The 19,403-nt window shown below is 64.5% G+C and carries 22 protein-coding genes; 15 read left to right on the top strand and 7 right to left on the bottom strand.

Annotation, left to right across the window (positions count from 1 at the left end; translation table 11 throughout):
* Positions 1 to 9: 9 nt before the first annotated feature.
* Positions 10 to 537 (bottom strand): GNAT family N-acetyltransferase, encoded by a 528-nt coding sequence (locus ABIB66_RS40790; protein ID WP_275170983.1) that lies wholly within the window; start codon positions 535 to 537, stop codon positions 10 to 12.
* 238 nt (positions 538 to 775) lie between these two features.
* Here ABIB66_RS40790 and ABIB66_RS40785 point away from each other — a divergent pair, with 238 nt between their 5' ends.
* The 11 genes from ABIB66_RS40785 to ABIB66_RS40735 all read left to right on the top strand — a co-directional run bounded on the left by ABIB66_RS40785 (position 776) and on the right by ABIB66_RS40735 (position 8,862).
* On the top strand, positions 776 to 1,372 hold the full coding sequence (locus ABIB66_RS40785) for a superoxide dismutase (protein ID WP_007597204.1): 597 nt from the start codon (positions 776 to 778) through the stop codon (positions 1,370 to 1,372).
* Between the two features lie 280 nt (positions 1,373 to 1,652).
* Positions 1,653 to 2,264, top strand: coding sequence for a permease (locus ABIB66_RS40780; protein WP_354208335.1), 612 nt, complete (start codon positions 1,653 to 1,655; stop codon positions 2,262 to 2,264).
* Positions 2,261 to 2,761 (top strand): hypothetical protein, encoded by a 501-nt coding sequence (locus tag ABIB66_RS40775; protein WP_354208334.1) that lies wholly within the window; start codon positions 2,261 to 2,263, stop codon positions 2,759 to 2,761. Before ABIB66_RS40780 ends, ABIB66_RS40775 begins: the two co-directional genes overlap by 4 nt.
* 43 nt (positions 2,762 to 2,804) lie before the next feature.
* A complete protein-coding gene (locus ABIB66_RS40770) occupies positions 2,805 to 3,053 on the top strand; it encodes a hypothetical protein (RefSeq protein ID WP_354101217.1) in 249 nt (82 codons plus the stop codon).
* Between the two features lie 2 nt (positions 3,054 to 3,055).
* Positions 3,056 to 3,811 (top strand): metal ABC transporter ATP-binding protein, encoded by a 756-nt coding sequence (locus ABIB66_RS40765; RefSeq protein ID WP_354208333.1) that lies wholly within the window; start codon positions 3,056 to 3,058, stop codon positions 3,809 to 3,811.
* A gap of 6 nt (positions 3,812 to 3,817) precedes the next feature.
* A complete protein-coding gene (locus ABIB66_RS40760; RefSeq protein ID WP_007597190.1) occupies positions 3,818 to 4,687 on the top strand; it encodes a metal ABC transporter permease in 870 nt (289 codons plus the stop codon).
* 5 nt (positions 4,688 to 4,692) lie between these two features.
* The gene (locus ABIB66_RS40755; RefSeq protein ID WP_354208332.1) at positions 4,693 to 5,556 is read left to right on the top strand and encodes a metal ABC transporter solute-binding protein, Zn/Mn family; all 864 of its coding nucleotides are present in this window, start codon (positions 4,693 to 4,695) and stop codon (positions 5,554 to 5,556) included.
* Between the two features lie 54 nt (positions 5,557 to 5,610).
* Positions 5,611 to 6,660 (top strand): CobW family GTP-binding protein, encoded by a 1,050-nt coding sequence (locus tag ABIB66_RS40750; protein WP_354208331.1) that lies wholly within the window; start codon positions 5,611 to 5,613, stop codon positions 6,658 to 6,660.
* Positions 6,660 to 7,679: a WD40 repeat domain-containing protein gene (locus tag ABIB66_RS40745; protein ID WP_354208367.1), complete on the top strand. Its 1,020-nt coding sequence runs from the start codon at positions 6,660 to 6,662 to the stop codon at positions 7,677 to 7,679. Before ABIB66_RS40750 ends, ABIB66_RS40745 begins: the two co-directional genes overlap by 1 nt.
* A gap of 30 nt (positions 7,680 to 7,709) precedes the next feature.
* Positions 7,710 to 8,426 (top strand): MgtC/SapB family protein, encoded by a 717-nt coding sequence (locus tag ABIB66_RS40740; RefSeq protein WP_275170990.1) that lies wholly within the window; start codon positions 7,710 to 7,712, stop codon positions 8,424 to 8,426.
* Between the two features lie 100 nt (positions 8,427 to 8,526).
* The gene (locus ABIB66_RS40735; RefSeq protein WP_354062005.1) at positions 8,527 to 8,862 is read left to right on the top strand and encodes a hypothetical protein; all 336 of its coding nucleotides are present in this window, start codon (positions 8,527 to 8,529) and stop codon (positions 8,860 to 8,862) included.
* A gap of 135 nt (positions 8,863 to 8,997) precedes the next feature.
* On the opposite strand, the gene ABIB66_RS40730 is transcribed toward ABIB66_RS40735, so the two are convergent.
* From ABIB66_RS40730 to ABIB66_RS40710, 5 genes are all read right to left on the bottom strand, one after another.
* Positions 8,998 to 10,440, bottom strand: a complete 1,443-nt coding sequence (locus ABIB66_RS40730; protein WP_354259441.1) for a homospermidine synthase — start codon at positions 10,438 to 10,440, stop codon at positions 8,998 to 9,000.
* A 44-nt stretch (positions 10,441 to 10,484) separates the two neighbouring features.
* The gene (locus tag ABIB66_RS40725; RefSeq protein WP_354208329.1) at positions 10,485 to 10,874 is read right to left on the bottom strand and encodes a RidA family protein; all 390 of its coding nucleotides are present in this window, start codon (positions 10,872 to 10,874) and stop codon (positions 10,485 to 10,487) included.
* A 173-nt stretch (positions 10,875 to 11,047) separates the two neighbouring features.
* Positions 11,048 to 11,605, bottom strand: a complete 558-nt coding sequence (locus ABIB66_RS40720) for a GNAT family N-acetyltransferase (RefSeq protein WP_354259438.1) — start codon at positions 11,603 to 11,605, stop codon at positions 11,048 to 11,050.
* Between the two features lie 132 nt (positions 11,606 to 11,737).
* On the bottom strand, positions 11,738 to 12,880 hold the full coding sequence (locus tag ABIB66_RS40715) for a type III PLP-dependent enzyme (protein ID WP_018453321.1): 1,143 nt from the start codon (positions 12,878 to 12,880) through the stop codon (positions 11,738 to 11,740).
* A 669-nt stretch (positions 12,881 to 13,549) separates the two neighbouring features.
* Positions 13,550 to 13,804: a hypothetical protein gene (locus ABIB66_RS40710; protein ID WP_007597166.1), complete on the bottom strand. Its 255-nt coding sequence runs from the start codon at positions 13,802 to 13,804 to the stop codon at positions 13,550 to 13,552.
* A 135-nt stretch (positions 13,805 to 13,939) separates the two neighbouring features.
* Here ABIB66_RS40710 and ABIB66_RS40705 point away from each other — a divergent pair, with 135 nt between their 5' ends.
* The 3 genes from ABIB66_RS40705 to ABIB66_RS40695 are packed head-to-tail and all read left to right on the top strand — an operon-like array spanning position 13,940 to position 17,756.
* Entirely contained in the window at positions 13,940 to 16,021 is a 2,082-nt protein-coding gene (locus tag ABIB66_RS40705; protein WP_354208327.1) for a M3 family metallopeptidase, read from the top strand.
* Positions 16,021 to 16,659: a DUF1007 family protein gene (locus ABIB66_RS40700; RefSeq protein ID WP_354208326.1), complete on the top strand. Its 639-nt coding sequence runs from the start codon at positions 16,021 to 16,023 to the stop codon at positions 16,657 to 16,659. The genes ABIB66_RS40705 and ABIB66_RS40700 overlap by 1 nt, the downstream gene beginning before the upstream one ends.
* Positions 16,656 to 17,756 (top strand): nickel/cobalt transporter, encoded by a 1,101-nt coding sequence (locus ABIB66_RS40695; RefSeq protein ID WP_354208325.1) that lies wholly within the window; start codon positions 16,656 to 16,658, stop codon positions 17,754 to 17,756. The genes ABIB66_RS40700 and ABIB66_RS40695 overlap by 4 nt, the downstream gene beginning before the upstream one ends.
* Positions 17,757 to 17,863: 107 nt before the next feature.
* Here the strand turns inward: ABIB66_RS40695 and ABIB66_RS40690 are convergent, their stop codons facing one another.
* On the bottom strand, positions 17,864 to 18,262 hold the full coding sequence (locus ABIB66_RS40690) for an MAPEG family protein (protein WP_275170997.1): 399 nt from the start codon (positions 18,260 to 18,262) through the stop codon (positions 17,864 to 17,866).
* 83 nt (positions 18,263 to 18,345) lie between these two features.
* On the opposite strand from ABIB66_RS40690, the gene hemH reads away from it, so the two are divergent.
* The gene (gene hemH, locus ABIB66_RS40685) at positions 18,346 to 19,380 is read left to right on the top strand and encodes a ferrochelatase (RefSeq protein ID WP_473318713.1); all 1,035 of its coding nucleotides are present in this window, start codon (positions 18,346 to 18,348) and stop codon (positions 19,378 to 19,380) included.
* Positions 19,381 to 19,403: the final 23 nt, after the last annotated feature.

The following is a 19,403-nucleotide window of genomic DNA, read 5'->3' as shown; positions in this document are numbered from 1 at the left end:
ACGCAGGGCTCACCAGGGCAGGCCGCAGAGGTCGATGGTGCCCAGCGTCGGCGCGCTGACGATATTGCAGACATAGGGCGCCATGTAGGTGAAGCGGATCCGCCCCTCCGGCTGCTCGCAATAGACCTCGCCCTTGAAGGGGAGCCAGCTGCGGGCCTGGTAGAACGCCACATTGTGCGGCTCGCAGAACAGCAGCGCGAAGCGGACCGCCTCGTTGGCGCGCATGGTATGCACCGCGGCATCGATCGCCATCGTCGCATAGCCGCGGCCGCGCCGGTCCTCCCGCGTGCAGACGCCGCCGATGCCGCCGATGTGAACCTTCTGCCCGTTCCAGGTGACGGTGCGGAAGTAGATGCCGACATGGCAGACGAGACCATCCTCGGGCGTCTCGATCAGCACGCGCAAATCGGCATTGGCCCATTTGACGTGAGCCCAGGGCTGCTTCCCGACGATATCAGGTCCGAAGACCGCCTGATGCAGCGGCTCCGCCATCCGCCACGAGGCGTCGCCGTTCAAAATGTCGATCTCGATGCTCATCGCTTGCTCTTTCGCATCTCCGCGCCGTCGGTGCGTTTCGTTCTGCCATAAGCACCTCAAAGGCAATGATATTTTGCGGCCCGGTTGAAACGCCCCACATCCTTGCGACGATTTTATGCAATCGGGCCAAGCCGCCGTACCGCGCCTTTTGGGAAATTCGCGGTATTTAACAGCCACGGAACCTTCTATAAGGGGTGACCGTTAAGTCTCGTTCCCCCATCAGTCGCGGACAACACCCATGACCTTTACGCTGCCCCCACTCCCCTACGCCTATGACGCCCTCGGGCAATTCATGTCGAAGGAAACGCTCGAATTCCACCACGACAAGCATCATCAGGCCTATGTCACCAACGGCAATAACGCGCTCAAGGGCACCGAATGGGAAGGCAAGTCCCTTGAGGAGATCGTCAAGGGCTCGTTCGGCAAGAACCCCGCGGTGTTCAACAATGCCGGCCAGCACTACAACCACATCCATTTCTGGAGCTGGATGAAGCCCAATGGCGGCGGCACCAAGCTGCCGGGCAAGATCGAGAAGAAGATCAACGAGGACCTCGGCGGCTTCGAGAAGTTCAAGACGGACTTCCAGGCGGCCGGCGTCGGCCAGTTCGGCTCCGGCTGGTGCTGGCTCCAGGTCAAGAACGGCAAGCTCGAGATTTCCAAGACCCCGAACGGCGAGAATCCGCTGGTGCACGGCGCCACCCCGATCCTCGGCTGCGACGTCTGGGAGCACTCCTACTACATCGACTATCGCAACCGCCGTCCCGACTATCTGAAGGCGTTTGTCGAGAACCTCGTGAACTGGGAATACGTCGAGTCCCTGTTCGACAAGGCCTGAGGCTTCACTCCGTCATTCCGGGGCGATGCGCAGCATCGAACTATGGTGCGGGCTCCCGCACCAGAGAATCTCGAGATTCCGGGTTCGGCTTTGCCGCTCCGGAATGACATAAACGAAAAGGCGGTCGCAGGCGCGGCCGCCTTTTTTGCTGTGCGGAATTCGCATTTCGGCTCGCATGGCCCTGCGCGAGGTGCGCATCGCTCACGTCATCGTACCGTTTGCATCGCATCTGCGGCGCCGTTAATCAGGATGGGCATCACCCTCGAGCCGAACGCGCCCGTTGTCAGAACCCTTCCCGAAAGACACCGCGCCCGCCGAGGACGCGGACTCCGAACCGCGGCCCGGCCGCGTGCGCAAGCCGATCGGCTGGTCCACCATCATCATCGCAGCGCTGGTGGCGGTGAGCGCGGGTCTGGTCTGGCGGCGTGACGGCACCGACGGTGTTCTCGAAATACTGACCCACGATCTCTCGCTGTTCGGCGGCATCCTGCCGCGCGTGCTGGCCGGCTGCCTGCTCGGAGCGTTCATCTCCGAGATCCTGCCGCACGAGAAAGTCTCGCGCGCGCTCGGGCCGAATTCGGGCCTGAAAGGCCTTCTGATCGGCACCGCCTTCGGCGCGATCCTGCCCGGCGGTCCCTTCACCGCCTATCCCGTGGCGAGTGCGCTGCTGGCGGTCGGCGCCGATTTCGGTGCCACCATCGCCGTGGTCGTGAGCTGGACCTTGATCGGCTATGGCCGGGCGGTGGCTTGGGAAATCCCGATCATGGGCACCGACTTCACGCTGTGGCGCATCGTCATCTCGCTGCCGCTGCCGGTGCTCGCAGGCGCGCTCGGTCGCTTCGTCTATGTCCGGCTTTATCCGAAGCCGGTCCTGAAGGACGACGAGAATTGAGCGCCGCGCTTCTGATCGATATCCTGTTGTGGGGCTCGGTATTCGGCGTCGGCCTGATCGCCTTTCGCCGCGGCCCATCGGTGTTCAAGGCCTCGCTGCGCGAAGGCTCGATGGATTTCATCAACATCGTGCCGCGGATCGCGCTGGGGGTGATCGGCTCCGGCTACATCGCCGCCATCATCCCGCAGGAGGTGATCAGCGGCTGGCTGGGGCCGGGCAGCGGCTGGCTCGGGGTCGCGACTGCCGTGGTCGCGGGTGCCGCGACGCCCGGCGGCCCGGTGATCGGGTTCTCCATCGGTACGGTGGCGCTGAAATCGGGCGGCGGGGTGCCTCAAGTGGTCGCCTATGTCGTCGCCTGGGCGCTGTTTGCCTTCCAACGGGTGATTTTATGGGAAATTCCGTTCATGCCGGCCCGTTTCGTCTGGTTCCGCTGTGCGGTTTCGGTGCCGTTCCCGTTCGTCGCCGCCGCTATCGCCATGGTGATCGGCAAGCCCTGAGCCCGGCGTGGACAGAGGTAATGTTATAATATAACGTTCCGGCATGGTTCCCGCCGCGTCCCAAGCCCATCATCACGACCACGCTCATGGCCATTCCCATGGCCATTTCAATGACCACGGGCATTCGCATGGACACGATCACACCCACGCACACGTCCACGGTGCGGCCTCTCCACATCCGGCTCAGGCGGCGCACTGGTCGATCCTGCGCATGACGATGGCCGCCCGCCTCGCGGCCGCGCTCGCGGTCTGCGCCGTGCTCTGGGGCGTGGTCTTCCTGGCGATGAGGTGACCATGGCGGCGCTGCATTTTCACAACGTCACGCTCGGCTACGACCGCCATCCCGCCGTGCACCACCTCAACGGGGAGGTCGCGCCGGGGGCGTTGTTGGCCGTGATCGGCCCGAACGGCGCAGGCAAGTCGACGCTGCTGCGTGGCATCGTCGGCATCCTCAAGCCGCTCGACGGCAGCATCCATCTCGGCGGGCTCGACAGCCGCGATATCGCCTATCTGCCGCAGAGTGCGGAGATCGACCGCAGCTTCCCGATCTCGGTGCTGGACTTCGTTGCCACCGGGCTGTGGCGTGGGACCGGCCTGTTCGGCGGCATCGGCAAGGCGGCGCGCGAAAACATCCTCCGCGCGATCGCTTCCGTCGGCCTCAACGGCTTCGAAAACCGTCCGATCGGCACACTCTCGGGCGGCCAGATGCAGCGCGTGCTGTTTGCGCGCGTGCTGCTCCAGGACGCGCGGCTGATCGTGCTGGACGAGCCCTTCAACGCCATCGACAGCAAGACCACTGCCGATCTGCTGGCGCTGGTGAAGCACTGGCACGGCGAAGGCCGCACCGTGCTGGCCGCACTGCACGACATGGAGATGGTGCGCACCCATTTCAGCGAGACGCTGGTGCTGGCGCGCGGCCCTGTGGCGTGGGGCCCGACGGCGGAAGTGCTGACGCCGGAAAACCTGATGGTCGCGATGCGGATGTGCGAAGCCTTCGACGACAGCGCCGCCGCCTGCTCGGCCGATGATGCCCGCTCACGGGCGGCTTGATATCCGATGCTCTATGACGCGCTGATCGGCCCGTTCACCGAATTCGAGTTCATGCGACGTGCGCTGGCGGCCGTGATCGCGCTCTCGCTCGCGGGTGCGCCGATCGGCGTGTTCCTGATGTTGCGACGGATGAGCCTGGTCGGCGACGCCATGGCGCATGCAATCCTTCCCGGCGCCGCTGTCGGTTTCCTGCTTTCCGGTCTCAATCTGTTCGCGATGACGGCCGGCGGCCTAATCGCAGGTTTTGCCGTCGCAATCCTCGCAGGCCTCGTCGCGCGCTCGACCGGGCTGAAGGAGGACGCCTCGCTCGCGACCTTCTATCTGGCATCGCTGGCGCTGGGGGTGACCATCGTCTCGATCAAGGGCACCAATATCGACCTGCTGCACGTGCTGTTCGGCAATATTCTGGCGATGGACGACCAGACGCTGCTGGTCGTCGCTTTCAACGCCACGGTGACGCTGCTGGTGCTCGCAGTGATCTACCGTCCGCTGGTGATCGAGAGCGTCGATCCCTTGTTCTTGCGCACCGTGAGCCGGGCTGGCGGGCCTGCGCATCTCGCTTTCCTCGCGCTGGTCGTGATCAACCTCGTCAACGGCTTTCAGGCGCTCGGCACGCTGCTCGCGGTCGGCCTGATGATCCTGCCGGCCGGCATCGCGCGGTTCTGGTCGCGCGATCTTACCGTCATGATCTGCATCGCGGTCGTCGCTGCCGCCGTCTCCGGCTATGCAGGTCTCGTGCTGTCGTTCCAGACCCGTGTGCCGTCGGGCCCTGCGATCATTCTGGTGGCGAGCGCGCTCTACACCGTCTCCGTCCTGTTCGGCCGGGTCGGCGGCGTCGTCAGGCAGCTGTTTCCCGGCCGGCATCTGGAAGCGTGACAGCGATGCGGCGCATCCTGCTTTGTGTGCTCTTGCTCATCGCCTCGCCCTTGCACGCCGCGGAGCAGCTGAAGGTCGTCGCGAGTTTCTCGATCCTCGCCGACTTCGTCCGCAATGTCGGCGGCGACCGGATCAATCTGACGACGCTGGTCGGGGCCGACAGCGACGTCCACGTCTACACGCCCGCGCCCAGCGATGCGAAGCGGATCGCGGACGCAAAGCTCGTCGTTGTGAACGGACTTGGTCTCGAGGGTTGGCTGCCGCGCCTCGTGCAGTCCTCGGGCAGCAAGGCGCATGTGGTCACCGCGAGCGCCGGCATCGCACCGCTCAAGCTCGGCTCTGCCGCCGACCCGCATGGCTGGCAGTCCGTCCTCAACGCGAAGGTCTACGTCACCGACATCGCGAATGCGCTGGCCGCGGCCGACCCTGACGACGCGAAGTTCTTCCGCGCCCAGGCCAAGGTCTATCTGGAAAAGCTCGAAACGCTCGACCGCGAGGTCCGCGAAGCCGTGGCCAAAATCCCGCAGGAGCGGCGCAAGGTAATCTCGACCCATGACGCCTTCGGCTATTTCGCCGCTGAATACGGCGTCCAGTTCATCGCGCCCTTGGGCGTCTCCACGGAAACCGAGCCCAGCGCGCGGGACATCGCCACCATCATCGGCCAGATCAAGGCCCAGAAAATCCCAGCCGTGTTCCTGGAAAATATCAGCGACGACCGGCTGATCCGGCGGATCGCGGCGGAGACCGGCTCAAAAGTCGGCGGGACCCTGATTTCGGACGGTTTGACCGGCGAAAAGGGGCCTGCACCCACTTACATTGATATGGTCAGGCACAATATAAAGACCCTGACCAGCGCGCTTGACCATTAGGGCAGGGGCCACCCCGCCTCGCGTCGCGCGAAAAGCCCGAAGTCCGGAGTTGTTATGTCTGAAGTGACCGCCCCAAAAATTCCCGTGACCGTCCTGACCGGCTATCTCGGCGCCGGCAAGACCACGCTGTTGAACCGCATCCTGTCGGAAAACCATGGCAAGAAGTACGCCGTCATCGTCAACGAATTCGGCGAGATCGGCATCGACAACGACCTCATCATCGGGGCCGATGAGGAAGTGTTCGAGATGAACAACGGCTGCATCTGCTGCACCGTGCGCGGCGATCTCGTGCGTATCATGGAAGGCCTGATGAAGCGCAAGGGCAAGTTCGACGCCATCATCGTCGAGACTACCGGTCTTGCCGATCCGGCACCGGTCGCCCAGACCTTCTTCGTCGACGAGGACGTGCAGAAGAACGCGCGCCTCGACGCGGTGGTCACGGTTGCGGACGCCAAATGGCTGTCCGATCGCCTCAAGGACGCGCCCGAGGCCAAGAACCAGATCGCCTTTGCCGACGTCATCGTGCTGAACAAGACCGATCTCGTCACCAAGGGTGAGCTTGCCGAGGTCGAGGCCCGCATCCGCGCTATCAACCCCTATGCGAAGCTGCACCGCACCGAGCGCTGCTCGGTGGCTTTGGCCGACGTGCTCGACCGCGGCGCCTTCGACCTCGACCGCATCCTCGACATCGAGCCGGACTTCCTGAATGCCGACGATCATGTCCACGACCACGATCATCACCATCATGGCCACGACCATCACCACGATCATGATCACGGCCACGGCCTGAAGCACTATCACGACGAGGACATGCAGTCGCTGTCGCTCAAAACCGACAAGCCGCTCGATCCGAACGTGTTCATGCCCTGGCTCCAGAATCTGGTGCAGGTGGAGGGCGGCAAGATCCTGCGCTCCAAGGGCATTCTCGCCTTCCACGACGATGATGACCGCTACGTCTTTCAGGGCGTGCACATGATGCTGGAGGGCAACCACCAGCGAAAGTGGAAGGACGGCGAGCCGCGCGAGAGCCGCCTCGTCTTCATCGGCCGCGAATTGCCGCAAGAGCTCATTCGCCAGGGCTTCGAGAGCTGCATCGTCTCGTGATGAAAGAGTTTACGCCGGACCCCGATTCCGCCTCGATCGTCTCCGTCACCGAGCGCGTCAAGCCGCTCGCGCTCGGGATGGTTGTGACCTCCGTGCATTTCCTTGGCAGCCGCGCCGCCTTCGTCGGCGGCGAGGAGAATGTCGCGTTCGTGGATGGCCAGGGCGAGATCAGCAAGGTCGCCGTGCACAGCGGCGGCATTCTGTCGGCGGCCTCCGACGGCAAGCGCCTCGTGATGGGCGGCGACGATGGAAAAGTCGTGTCGCTCGACGCCAAGGGCGAAGTGACGCTGCTTGCGACTGACCCGAAGCGGCGTTGGATCGATGCGGTGGCGCTGCATCCGGATGGGGCCTACGCCTGGTCGGCCGGCAAGACCGCCTTCTTCAAGAGCGGCAAGAGCGAGGAGAAGTCGCTCGATGTGCCCTCGACCGTCGGCGGCCTCGCGTTTGCGCCGAAGGGCCAGCGTCTCGCGATCGCCCATTACAACGGCGCGACGCTGTGGTTTCCCAACATGGCGGGATCGGCCGAATTCCTGCCTTGGGCCGGCTCGCATCTCGGCGTCACCTTCAGCCCGGACAACAAATTCCTGGTCACCACGATGCACGAATCGGCGCTGCACGGCTGGCGGCTTGCCGACAACAGGCACATGCGCATGACCGGCTATCCCGGCCGCGTTCGCTCGATGTCGTGGAGCGCGGGCGGCAAGGCGCTGGCGACCTCGGGCGCCGACACGGTCATCCTGTGGCCGTTCGCCAGCAAGGACGGCCCGATGGGCAAGGAGCCCGCGATGCTTGCGCCGCTCCAGGCGCGCGTGTCGGTCGTTGCCTGCCATCCCAGGAACGACATCTCCGCCGCCGGCTATAGCGACGGCACCGTCCTGATGGTGCGTCTGGAGGACGGTGCCGAGATCCTTGTCCGCCGCAATGGCACCCCGCCGGTGGCCGCGCTCGCCTGGAACGCCAAGGGGACGCTGCTGGCGTTCGCCGACGAAAATGGGGACGGCGGCCTGCTGGAGCTTTAATCTGTCATCGTTCCGACCGTAGATGGGGCCATGCGGTTTCTGACGACCTTCCAGATCGCTGATTTTGCGGACACGCTGGTCAGCCTGTTCACGGCCTTCGTGCTGGGCACGCTGATCGGCGCTGAGCGGCAATATCGTCAGCGCACCGCGGGCCTGCGTACCAACGTGCTGGTCGCGGTCGGCGCCGCCGCTTTCGTCGATCTCGCCATGCACCTGGCCGGCGCCGACGGCGCGGTGCGGGTGATCTCCTACGTCGTCTCGGGCATCGGCTTTCTCGGCGCCGGCGTCATCATGAAGCAGGGCATGGACGTGCGCGGGCTCAATACCGCGGCGACGCTGTGGGCTTCGGCCGCGGTCGGCTCCTGCGCCGGCGCAGACATGGTCGCGCAGGCCGCGGCGCTGACGGTGTTCGTGATTGCCGGCAACACCATGCTGCGGCCGCTGGTCAACGCCATCAACCGCATTCCGCTGAACGAGAAGACCTCCGAGGCGACCTACTACTTCAAGCTCGCGGTCGCACCGGACGCCTTGCCCGACATGCGTGACCGGCTGGTCGAGAAGCTTGAGAGCGCAAAATATCTGGTGGCCGACATCGAAATGGTCGAAACTGGGGACGATCTGATCGAGATCGTGGCAAAGCTGGTCGCGACCGCCGTCGATCCGAATGAGCTGAATGCAGTGGCGACTGATCTCCAGCATCTGCCCGGCGTCCGCCACGCCACCTGGGAAGTCAGCACCACGGATTGAGCGTGGCGATTGGCGCGCAGGTGTCGGGTTCCCAACGTCGCAGGCAGGGAACCGTAGCCGGGCGATTTCGTTGATCTCGCGGACAAAGGCGGTGATCGACATGCCCGGCCAATATGACAAGCGCAGACTGAAGCTCGACCTGATGGTTGCCTGCACGCTGTTCGCAGCCGGCGTCGTGGTGTCAGGCCTGTCGCTGGCGCAAATCCGCGCCGAGACCCGGATGCAGACGGCCCAGGCGACGCAACCGCTTCAGGGCACGCCGTCCGACGATCAGAACAAGCCCGCGGAAGCCAAGCCCGGCGGCGACCGGCCGACCACGCCGGCCCCAGAGCCGGCGCGGCCCGATCCGCAGACGCAAGGCGCCGCCGGCGCGGCAAAACCAGCATTGCCGCCAGCGCCAGCCGAGAAGATCGCGCCGCCGATCGAGAGGAAGTAGGTCCCCTGTCATTCCGGGGCGCGCGTAGCGCGACCCCGGCATCCATTTGTCAGCGGATTCTGTCGCCTGATGGATTCCGGGCTAGCGCCAAGTGGCGCGCCCCGGAATGACGAGCGGAGAGTTGGGTGACGGCTCTCAACGCACCAGAACGTTCCGGAACTGCCAGGGATCGCTCGTGTCGATATCCTCCGGAAACAGCCCCGGACGATCCGTCAGCGGCGTCCAGTCGGTGTAAAAACCCTTCACCGGGCCGAGATAGGGCAGCTGGATCTCCAGCAGGCGATCGAAATCCATCTCGTCGGCTTCGACAATGCCTTCGTTCGGGTTTTCCAGTGCCCACACCATGCCGCCGAGCACGGCGGAGGTCACCTGCAGGCCGGTGGCGTTCTGATAGGGCGCGAGCTTGCGGGTCTCTTCGATGGAGAGCTGCGAGCCGTACCAGTAGGCATTGTTGTCATGGCCGAACAGCAGCACGCCGAGTTCGTCGATGCCGTCGACGATCTCGTTCTCGTCGAGGATGTGATGCTTCTCCTGCATCTTCGCGGCGCGGCCGAACATTTCATGCAGCGACAGCACGGCGTCATCAGCGGGATGATAGGCGTAGTGGCAGGTCGGCCGGTAGACCGCGGTGCCCGATGCATCGCGCACCGTGAAGTAATCGGCGATCGAGATCGACTCGTTGTGGGTGACGAGGAAGCCATACTGCGCGCCGCGGGTCGGGCACCAGGTGCGCACGCGCGTGTTGGCGCCGGGCTGCATCAGATAGATGGCAGCGCCGCAGCCGGCTTCGTGAGTCCGCGCATTCTCGGGCATCCATTTTTCGTGGGTGCCCCAGCCGAGTTCTGATGGCTGCACGCCTTCCGACAGGAAACCTTCCACCGACCAGGTGTTGACGAAGACATCCGGCTCTTTCGGCTTCTTGGAGCGCTGGGTGTCGCGTTCAGCGATGTGGATGCCCTTGATGCCGGCCTGTCGCATCAAGTCCGCCCATTCGGCTTTGGTCTTCGGCTTGGGGGCATTGAGCTTCAGGTCGGCGGCGACGTTGAGCAGCGCCTGCTTGACGAAAAACGAGACCATGCCGGGATTGGCGCCGCAGCAGGAGACGGCCGTCGTCGAGCCCGCGGGGCGCGCCTTCTTGGCGGCCAGCGTCGCTTCGCGAAGAGCGTAGTTGGAGCGGGCTTCCGGGCCCTTCGACGAATCGAAATAGAAGCCGAGCCAGGGCTCGTTGACGGTGTCGATATAGAGAGCGCCGAGCTCGTTGCAGAGCTCCATGATGTCGGTGGAGCCGGTATCGACCGAGAGATTGACGCAAAAGCCCTGGCCGCCGCCTTCGGTGAGCAGCGGGGTCAGCAGCTCCCGATAATTGTCCCTGGTCACTGCCTTCTGGATGAAGCGCACATTGTGCTTCTCGCAATGCGCCTTGCGACCCCCGTCCTTGGGATCGATCACGGTGATCCGCGACTTGTCGTAGTCGAGATGCCGCTCGATCAGCGGCAACGTGCCTTTGCCGATGGAGCCGAAGCCGACCATGACGATGGGACCGGTAATCTTCGCGTAGATCTGCGAGGCGGGGCTCATGGGATGGTTTCTCCGGAACGTGCTGGCGGCAAAGGGTGGGTGGATCAGGCGCTGCGGCGCTTGGCGGTGACTTCGATCTCGACCTTCATCTCGGGCTTGGCGAGGGCGCTGACGACCAGCAAGGTCGCGGCCGGCCTGATGTTGCCGAGAACCTCGCCGCAGACGGCGAAATGGGCATCGATGGTGCTGGCGTCGGTGACGTAGTAGGTCGCACGGACGATATCGGCCATCTCGAAACCGCCCTCCTTCAGGGCAGCTTCGATGGTCTTGAAGCAGTTGCGTGACTGGCTCGTGACATCGGCCGGCATCGTCATCGTGGTGTAGTCGTAGCCGGTGGTGCCCGCGACGAAGGCGAACTCGCCGTCGATCACGGCGCGGCTGTAGCCGGCGGTCTTCTCGAACGGGGAGCCGGTGGAAATCAGGCGGCGGGACATGGTCGTGGCCTCGACTGAAGAGGAATTCGTGGGGTTTACGGGCAATTTGCCGGCCTGCGCAACCCCAAAGGAATGGAGCTTAACGCAGGCCCAGCCGGGCGTTGCCGCTTAACGCGGCTCGGTCGTCGCCATCATGGCGATCTCTTACGCCGCGTGCGCCTGGAGGGCGCGAACTACCCTCCGTTGGGCAAGGCTGCGCCGGTCGGGACAATCATCCCGGCGGCGTCATCCAGTGCGCCGGCATGGAATTCGATCGCCAGCAGGCGGTCGCGCTCGAACGGGCCGGGCAGCGACAGCTCGCCGGTCTTCTCAGGCGAGAAGCCGAAGCGGGCGTAATAAGGGGCATCACCGAGCAGGATCAGGGCGGCATGCCCGCGCGCCCGGGCGGCAGCCAGCGCTTGTTGCATCAGCGCGGCGCCGATCCCGAGCTCGCGGCAGGCAGGGTCCACCGCCAGCGGTCCGAGGACCAGAGCGGGCCTGCCTCCGGCGCTGACGTGCCACAGCCGCACGGTTCCCACGAGCTTCCCCTCGCGCATCGCGGCCAGCGCAAGGCCGGCGGCGGGTGCGCGTCCGTCGCGCAGGCGCTGACAGGTGCGGCCATGGCGGTTCTCGCCAAAGGACGCATCGAGCAGCGCTTCACGCATCGCAACGTCGCCAGCACGCTCCGCACGGATCGCGAACGGAGCGGCTTTCGAGGTGGGTTCAACCTGTGTCTTCCGAAGAGCAGTCATGGCGCGTCAGTCCCCGCTTGAAACCGACGTGCGCAAAGCACGCCGGTCCAAGGCGTCGTCAGAAATCGAAATGTCAGGGAGGGAGCCGGCAAGCCGGCTCCCGGGTTCGTCAGGCCTCGGAAAGAGAGGCGATCAGATGTGGTAGGTCTTCAGCGGCGGGATGCCGTTGAACGCCACCGCCGAGTAGGTCGACGTATAGGCCCCGGTGCCTTCGATCAGCAGCTTGTCGCCGATCTCGAGCGTCACCGGAAGCGGATACGGGTTCTTCTCGTACAGCACGTCGGCGCTGTCGCAGGTTGGCCCAGCGAGCACGCACGGCGTCATGTCCGCACCGTCATGCGGGGTGCGGATGGCGTAGCGAATCGACTCGTCCATGGTCTCGGCGAGACCGCCGAACTTGCCGATGTCCAGATAGACCCAGCGCACCTCGTCCTCGTCGCTCTTCTTCGAGATGAGCACGACCTCGGATTCGATGATGCCGGCGTTGCCCACCATGCCGCGGCCCGGCTCGATGATGGTCTCCGGAATCTGGTTGCCGAAGTGCTTGCGCAGCGCGCGGAAGATCGAGCGCCCGTAGGTCACCACCGGCGGCACGTCCTTCAGGTACTTGGTCGGGAAACCGCCGCCCATGTTGACCATGGTCAGGTTGATGCCGCGCTCGGCGCAGTCGCGGAACACCTGCGAGGCCATCGCCAACGCACGGTCCCACGCCTTCACCTTGCGCTGCTGCGACCCGACATGGAAGGAGATGCCGCACGGCTCCAAGCCCAGACGCTTGGCAACGTCGAGCACGTCGACGGCCATCTCCGGATCGCAGCCGAACTTGCGCGACAGCGGCCATTCGGCGCCAGCGCAGTCATAGAGGATGCGGCAGAACACCTTTGCGCCGGGAGCGGCACGGGCGACCTTCTCGACTTCCGCGGCGCAATCGACCGCGAACAGCCGAATGCCGAGCGCGAAGGCGCGCGCGATATCGCGCTCCTTCTTGATCGTGTTGCCGAAGGAGATGCGGTCGGGCGTCGCACCGGCGGCCAGCGCCATCTCGATCTCGGCGACCGTCGCGGTGTCGAAGCAGGAGCCCATGGAGGCGAGCAAAGCCAGCACTTCCGGCGCCGGGTTCGCCTTGACGGCATAGAACACGCGGCTGTCGGGCAGCGCCTTGGCAAAGGTCTGGTAATTGTCGCGCACGACTTCGAGGTCGACGACGAGGCACGGTTCGGTGTCGAGGCCCTCGCTGCGGCGGTTGCGCAGGAATTCCTGGATACGGTCAGTCATAGCACTCTCCCAAACGGCCCAGCGACGGGGATCCGTTCAAAAAATGACGTCGGATAAGAGCGCTCCGGCCAGATCACGCGATGGAGGCGCGACGAGCCAAAGACTCAGATCAGACAGTGCTGCCGTGGATTGGTTGGGAATGTTCCCGCCCGCACACCTGGCAATGAAGGACAAGCCTTTTCAGTAGCCCGCGCCGGCGTTGGACTGCCGGTAGAGACCAAAAAAGCCCGATCCGTCGTTGCTTTAAGTCGCGTCCCCCGTTGAGAGCGGGGTGCGCCGGTTCGCCTCCGGCTGCCAGTCACGGTTGCAAAGAGCAAAGTCACCTTCGACAAGGCATCCCTTTGAGAGAGATGCTGGACACTCCGGGTTTGCTTTCGTCTTCCGGCTATGAGCCTTCCGACTTCCACACTTCCGAAGAGCCCCTCGGCTTCTTCACCCCTTGGCGGCTGTCCGGCCTCTTGTCCGGATACCTACCGACTGACACACGACCACAGGCACGTGCGAAATTGGGCAATCCGCACATAAGTGTTTTGACTCTGCTTCGCAAGAGATTTTTTAGACTGCGAACAGAATTGCCTAACATCTGCTTGCGCAGTGTTGCGCGAGCGACCCGGAAGATGAACGCGCGTTAAGTTTTCAGCGCGCGTGTCTCTCGCGCGCGTACGCGCTTCAGCCGCGCTTCGTGAACGGCTCGACGCGCTGAGCGGCGCGGATGAAGGCAGTCATCACGAGCACGCCGAGCGCGAACAGCGCGGCCTGAAGGATGTGCGTGCCCTGCTCGCCCAGCCCGAACAGGATCGCGAGCGCCCAGCCGCCGGCAAACGCCGCGCCGAACACCTCGGCGCCGATCAGGATGGCGGCGCTGATGACGGTGATGACGCTCGGCCAGACGATCCGACGAGAAGAGGAGGAAGTCGCGTTCATGAGCTCAGGGGTCCTAGGCTTGAAGGGCCGCAATCTCCCCGAAAAGGCAGCCGGGAGCAAGGGCAAATGGCCCAAAAAAGCCCCATCGCGTGCTATAGCTGGCCGCAACAATCGAGCCACAAATCGGGACTTGTAATGTCAGAACCCCGCCAAACTACGGACTCCGAGACCAACCCGCTGCTGAAGGCGTGGGTGACGCCATTTGCGACCCCGCCCTTCGACGAGATCAAGCCGGAGCACTTCCTGCCGGCCTTCGAGCAGGCCTTCGCGGACCACTCTGCCGAGATCGCCGCGATCACCAACGACCCGACCGCGGCCGACTTCGCCAACACCATCACGGCGCTGGAGCGCTCGGGCAAGCTGCTCAGCAAGGTCGCGTCAGTCTTTTACGACCTCGTCTCGGCGCATTCCAACCCGGCCATCCTGGAGATCGACAAGGAGGTTTCCTTGCGGATGGCGCGGCACTGGAATCCGATCATGATGAACGCCGTGCTGTTTGGCCGCATCGCCCAGCTGCACGAGAACCGCGCCAATCTCGGTCTGACACCGGAACAGCTCCGCCTGCTCGAGCGTACCTACACCCGCTTCCACCGCTCCGGCGCGGGCCTCTCCGAAGAGGCCAAGACGCGGATGGCGGAGATCAACGAGAGGCTCGCCCAGCTCGGCACCAGCTTCAGTCATCATCTGCTCGGCGACGAGCAGGAATGGTTCATGGAGCTCGGCGAAGCCGACCGCCAGGGCCTGCCGGAGAGTTTTGTCGCCAGCGCCAAGGCTGCGGCGGAAGAACGCGGCATGGCCGGCAAGGCCATCGTCACGCTGTCGCGCTCCTCGGTCGAACAGTTCCTGAAGAGCTCGGCCCGGCGTGACCTCCGCGAGAAGGTCTACAAGGCTTTCACCGCGCGCGGCGACAACGGCAATGCCAACGACAACAACGCGACCATCGTCGAGGTCCTGAAGCTGCGCGAAGAGAGCGCCAATCTCCTGGGCTACCCGACCTTCGCGGCCTACCGGCTCGAGGATTCCATGGCCAAGACGCCGGAAGCTGTGCGCGGCCTTCTGGAGCGGGTCTGGAAGCCCGCCCGGGCGCGGGCGCTCGCCGACCGCGACGACATGCAGACGCTGATCACGGAGGAGGGCGGCAATTTCAAGCTGGCCCCCTGGGACTGGCGCTTTTATGCCGAAAAGCTGCGCCTTCAGCGCGCCAATTTCGACGACGCCGCGATCAAACCGTATCTCGCGCTCGACCACATGATCGCCGCCGCCTTCGACTGCGCCACGCGCCTGTTCGGCGTCACCTTCGAAGAGCGCAAGGATGTGCCGGTCTGGCATCCCGACGTCCGGGTCTGGGAGATGAAGGGGCGGGACGGCAAGCACAAGGCGCTGTTCTATGGCGACTACTTCGCCAGGCCGTCGAAGCGCTCCGGCGCCTGGATGACCTCGCTGCGCGACCAGCAGAAGCTCGACGGCGAGGTCGCGCCGCTGATCCTCAACATCTGCAACTTCTCCAAGGGCGCGGATGGGGAACCCTCGCTGCTGTCGCCCGACGACGCCCGCACCCTGTTCCACGAGTTCGGCCACGGCCTGCACGGCATGCTTTCCAACGTGACCTATCCCTCGCTGTCGGGCACCTCCGTGTTCACCGACTTCGTCGAATTGCCCTCGCAGCTCTACGAGCATTGGCAGGAGCGGCCGGAGGTGCTGCAGCAGTTCGCGCGCCATTATCAGACCGGCGAGCCGCTGCCGGACGATCTGCTGCAACGGTTCCTGGCTGCGCGAAAATTCAACCAGGGTTTTGCCACCGTCGAGTTCGTCTCCTCGGCGCTGATCGATCTCGAATTCCACACCCAGCCGGCCTCCGCCGCGCAGGATGTCCGCGCCTTCGAGAGACGCGAGCTGGAGAAGATCGGCATGCCCGAGGAGATATCGCTGCGTCACCGTCCCACGCAATTCGGTCACATCTTCACCGGCGATCATTATGCGGCCGGCTATTACAGCTACATGTGGTCGGAGGTGATGGATGCCGACGCCTTCGGCGCGTTCGAGGAAGCCGGCGACATCTTCGATCCCGCCGTCGCAAAGCGCTTGCACGACGACATCTACTCGAGTGGCGGATCGGTCGATCCGGAAGCCGCCTATGAGGCGTTCCGCGGCCGGCCGCCGGAGCCCGACGCGCTCTTGCGCCGCCGCGGCCTGCTCGACACCCCGAAGGCGGCCTGATGGGCATGCGCGCCCTTCTCGGACTGCTGCTCGCCGTCGCTCTGTCGCTCGCGGCAGGCGCGGCGCGGGCGCATCCGCATGTCTGGATCACCGCGACCAGCGAGCTGCTTTACGCTCCCGACGGCACCATCACCGGCGTGCGCCATGCATGGACCTTCGACGACATGTTCTCCGCCTATGCGGTGCAGGGGCTCGAGAGCAAGACCAAGGGAACCTATTCGCGCGAGGAGCTCGGGCCGCTGGCGCAGACCAATGTCGAGTCGCTGAAGGAATATGCCTATTTCACCTTCGCGCGAGCCGACGGCAAGAAGGAGCGATTCCAGGAGCCGGTCGACTATTTCCTCGACTACAAGGATACGGTCCTGACCCTGCACTTCACGCTGCCGCTTAAGAACCCGGTCAAGCCCAGGCAATTGATGCTCGAAGTGTTCGACCGCTCCTTCTTCATCGACTTCCAGATGGCCAAGGACAACCCGGTCAAGCTGGTTGGCGCGCCCGCCGGCTGCCAGATGAAACTTGACCGGCCGAGCGACGGCACCGCGAGTGCCCAGAAGCTCAACGAGCAGACCTTCATGAACGGCGAGAATTCGAATTTCGGCATGATGTTCGCCAACAAGATCACGGTGGATTGTCCTTGAAGCCGAAACTCACGCCTCTCGGGCGCGGGCTCGCCGTCTGCGCGGGCGTTCTTCTCGTTGTGGCCGTGGCCGACGCGGCGCTCCACGATCTCCTCGCGCAAAATCCGTTCGGCGCGCCGCGTTCGCCACAAGCCGCCCAGCCCGAGGCCAGCGGCATCATCGGCTGGGTGCTGGCCAAGCAATCGGAATTCTATCGCCAGATGTCGGCGACGATCCGCGCCGCGAAGTCCGACGGCTCGGCGGTGTGGACGCTGCTCTTCATCTCGTTCGCCTATGGCATCTTCCACGCGGCCGGCCCCGGCCATGGCAAGGCGGTGATCGCCTCCTATCTCGTCGCCAATCGCGAGACCGCCCGGCGCGGCATCGTGCTGTCGTTTGCCTCCGCGCTGATGCAGTCGCTGGTGGCGATCCTGATCGTCGGCATCTCGGCCTGGGTGCTGAATGCGACCGCCAAGACCATGTGCAAGGCGGAAGGCGCGATCGAGATCGCCAGCTACGCCCTGATCGCGCTGTTCGGCCTGCGCCTAGTCTGGGTCAAGGGCCGCACTTTCATCCGTGCCCTCCAGGCGGTTCAGCCGGTGCCGGCGATCGCGGGCGTGCCGCATGACCATCATGATCAAGGTCAGCACCATCACGATACGCACGATCATCATGGTCACGATCATGCGCACGCCCATCATCACCACCAGCATGACCATGTCCATGACGAGCATTGCGGCCATTCCCACGGCCCCACGCCGAGCGAACTCGCCGGCCCCGGTGGCTGGGGACGCGGCTTTGCCGCGATCCTCACCGTCGGCATCCGTCCCTGTTCGGGCGCGATCCTGGTGCTGGTGTTTGCGCTGGCCCAAGGCCTGTTCTGGGCCGGCATCGCCGCGACCTTGCTGATGGGGCTTGGCACCGCGATCACGGTCGCAGCCATCGCGGTGATTGCCGTCTCCGCAAAGGACATCGCCGCCCGCCTGAGCGCCGGACGCGACGGCAGCGGCGCACTGTTCATGCGCGGCATCGAATTCGCCGCCGCCGGCCTCGTGCTGCTGCTCGGTGCAGGCCTGTTGCTGGGTTACATCGCGGCCGAACGGACGACGTGTTTTTGAGCGGCAGGCGTTGTAGCCGGATGGAGCAAAGCGCAATCCGGGACAGTGCCGCCGCGGAGGGGACCCCGGATTACGCTTCGCTCCATCCGGGCTACGGTTTCACGAACTCACACCGGCAAGAACTGCTTCAACGCGGGCATGAAGAAGATCCCGAGATTGATCGCAAAGCCGATGCTCCAGAGGATCGAGCGCAACGTCGGGCGGTTGCCGAGATAGGTCAGCACATAGGCGATCCGTACGATCAGGAACAGCACCGCGAGCTCGTCGATCAGGCGCTGCGGCGACTCCCTGTATTCGGCGAGTAGCACCGCGAAGGCGAAGAACGGAAAGGTCTCGATGCCGTTCTGGTGCGCGCCGAGCGCGCGCTGCGCGATGGCGTCCTCGAAGAAGGCGGGATCGCGCGGCCGCGAATTGTCGAAGCCGCGAAATCTGATCCATTTGATCGAGACGATCGTTAAGAGATAGAGCAGCAGCGCCCCGAAAACGCACCATTCCGCCAGCGTCATGGTTCTTCCCCCTGCGCACGGACCCTAGCGAAACCGGCCCAATCTTGACAAGTTCGGAACAACGCGCGACGCAACGGATCATGATGACAATCGCCCCCACCCAGATCGCGATGCCGGCCACGCAGCCCGCCCCCTCGCGCGTCGGCGTGCTCCTGGTCAATCTCGGCACGCCCGATACCGCCGACGCGCGCGGCGTGCGGGTCTATTTAAAGGAATTCCTCTCGGACGCCCGCGTCATCGAGAATCAGGGCTTGATCTGGAAGGTGGTGCTGAACGGCATCATCCTGCGCACCCGCCCCCGCGCCAAGGCGCGCGACTATCTCAAGATCTGGAACACCGAGAAGAACGAGTCGCCGCTCAAGACCATCACGCGCTCGCAGAGCGACAAGCTCGGAGCCATGCTGTCGGACCGCGACCAGGTCACGGTGGAGTGGGCGATGCGCTACGGCAATCCATCGATCAAGTCGGGCATCGATGCCCTGATTGCGAAGGGCTGCGATCGCATCCTTGCCGTACCCCTCTATCCGCAATATTCCGCCGCGACGTCGGCCACCGTCTGCGACGAGGTGTTTCGCGTGTTTGCGCGGCTGCGCGCGCAGCCGACGCTGCGGGTGACGCCGCCTTATTACGAGGACGAAGCCTATATCGAGGCGCTCGCCACCTCGATCGAGACGCATCTGGCGAGCCTGCCGTTCAAGCCGGAGCTGATCGTCGCCTCCTTCCACGGCATGCCGAAGGCCTACGTCGACAAGGGGGACCCGTATCAGAGCCAGTGCGTCGCGACCACCGAGGCGCTGCGGCGCCGGCTCGGCATGGACGAGACGAAACTGCTGCTGACCTTCCAGTCGCGCTTCGGATTCGACGAGTGGCTGCAGCCCTACACCGACAAGACCATGGAGCGTCTGGCGAAAGAGGGCGTGCGCCGCATCGCGGTGATCACGCCGGGGTTTTCCGCCGATTGCCTTGAGACGCTGGAGGAGATCGCGCAGGAGAATGCCGAGATCTTCGAGCACAATGGCGGCGAGCAGTTTTCCGCGATCCCCTGCCTCAACGACAGCGACCCCGGCATGAACGTGATCCGAACGCTGGTGCTTCGCGAGCTCCGGGGCTGGATATAGTGAGCCTGGATCCGAGGAGCGCC

This window comes from Bradyrhizobium sp. F1.13.3 (genome assembly GCF_040548265.1).
Classification (GTDB): domain Bacteria; phylum Pseudomonadota; class Alphaproteobacteria; order Rhizobiales; family Xanthobacteraceae; genus Bradyrhizobium.
Note: the sequence above shows the minus strand (reverse complement) of the source record. Positions and strands in the feature narration are given on the sequence as shown.